The organism is Serratia sp. PL7, assembly GCF_945957435.1.
In genome coordinates, this window is record NZ_CAMFLB010000090.1 from 1 (window position 1) to 1,455 (window position 1,455).

The 1,455-nt window shown below is 45.0% G+C and carries 2 protein-coding genes; both read right to left on the minus strand.

The window, feature by feature from the left end; all coding sequences use genetic code 11:
• Positions 1-144: 144 nt before the first annotated feature.
• Positions 145-462, minus strand: a complete 318-nt coding sequence (locus N6G83_RS54310; protein WP_260524432.1) for a hypothetical protein — start codon at positions 460-462, stop codon at positions 145-147.
• A gap of 23 nt (positions 463-485) precedes the next feature.
• The gene (locus tag N6G83_RS54315; RefSeq protein ID WP_218218577.1) at positions 486-1,130 is read right to left on the minus strand and encodes a ParA family protein; all 645 of its coding nucleotides are present in this window, start codon (positions 1,128-1,130) and stop codon (positions 486-488) included.
• Positions 1,131-1,455: the final 325 nt, after the last annotated feature.

The following is a 1,455-nucleotide window of genomic DNA, read 5'->3' on the forward strand; positions in this document are numbered from 1 at the left end:
CGCAATAGCAACGCGGCGGTTGAACAACCAATGACACCAAGCAACAAATCGCGAATTTCCCTCGTAAAGAATCGAGTTGCTAGGGATTCCGACGATGTATCTGGTTCTTGGTTTCCTGCTGGACATACCACCCCCTTAACACTTTCAATTCCAACGCCCTGGGCTTCTCAGGCTTATTTCTCCTAACAACATTAGCAGGTCGTTATCATCTAACTTTGCCAAGGTTTTTAATGCGGCACGGATAACGTTTGTTTTTGTCGCACCGGTTCTTTTAGCTGTGTTCTCTACAAAATCCTTTTCTTCTTCGGTCAATGTAAACAGCGTAGGTTTAACTTTTTTACGCGTCTCAGGGCGCTTATCCCCTTCCCTGATAAATGAAGTTACCTGTTCATTTTTATCCACCTCCTCATTTTCTGAGACAATTTTGCGGGTTGGCAATTGTACTTTTGGTTTTGTAGACATTACTGTCACCTCTTTATAATAAATTAGAAAATGCCAACTTCATGGCACAACAATTCAATCTCACCTTTAGCTTGGCCGTCTTTTGCTTCGTGTACGCCCTGCCCTGCGTTAAACGTTTTTACGTATACAGTGCGTTCGCCGATACGTTGTTTTGTCGGCTGTAACCAATACTCATCGCTTTTAAGCATATTAGCTAAATCGGTGGCATCGGTATTCCCGCTGCGGGTTGAACAGCGGTTAAAGACCAGGTGCGCTTTCAGTGAAGGGTTGTGCTTTTCCTGTGCCGTTCTGACGGTTTCCGTGAGGGCTGCGATGGAATCGATTTCGGATTGAGAAGACGGTTTTACCGGCGACAGTAAAATATCGCTCACAGTTAGCGCTGAGCGGAATTCCTGGCTATCGTGACCGGCAGTGTCAACCAGGACAATATCGTAGTGCTTATTCAGTTCTGTGAGTTCCTTACGTAGATCCCCGTAAGCTTCAACGAACGTGAATGACGGTAAACCGGCTTCCTGGCGACGTGCATACCAGCTCTTGAGACAGCCAAGCTTGTCAGAACCCACCATAGCGATGGTTTTCTTTGACATGTAACGTGCGGCAACGGCGATGTTGGCCGCTTTCGTGGATTTACCTACCCCGCCTTTATGACTACCAATCAGTACAATCATGATGACCTCGCGTGTTAGTAATATGTCCGATATATGCAGGTTAGCATTTATCGGATATATGTCAATACTAATATATCAAATATATTATCGATAGTATATTGGCGAGATTTCCCCATTCACCTGAGTGAGAAGTGCCGGTTAGAAGTCAAGTGCTGGCTCTTTTAGCTGTTAAGCTCTGTGACGTGATGCCATTAAAGAGGGTTAAGGTGTGGTAGTTTAATATACATGAATGATGTAACTAAAGTGTAAGTGAAGAGAAGGGGGCATAGCCCCCTCAGAACAACGAATTTATTGCTGCACTACCCACCTTTTCGCCCCATCATAG

What these genes read in the sequence shown, in the direction of transcription:
- N6G83_RS54315 (WP_218218577.1), bottom strand. Translation starts at nt 1,130, where the DNA reads ATGATTGTACTGATTGGTAGTCATAAAGGCGGGGTAGGTAAATCCACG.
- N6G83_RS54310 (WP_260524432.1), bottom strand. Translation starts at nt 462, where the DNA reads ATGTCTACAAAACCAAAAGTACAATTGCCAACCCGCAAAATTGTCTCA.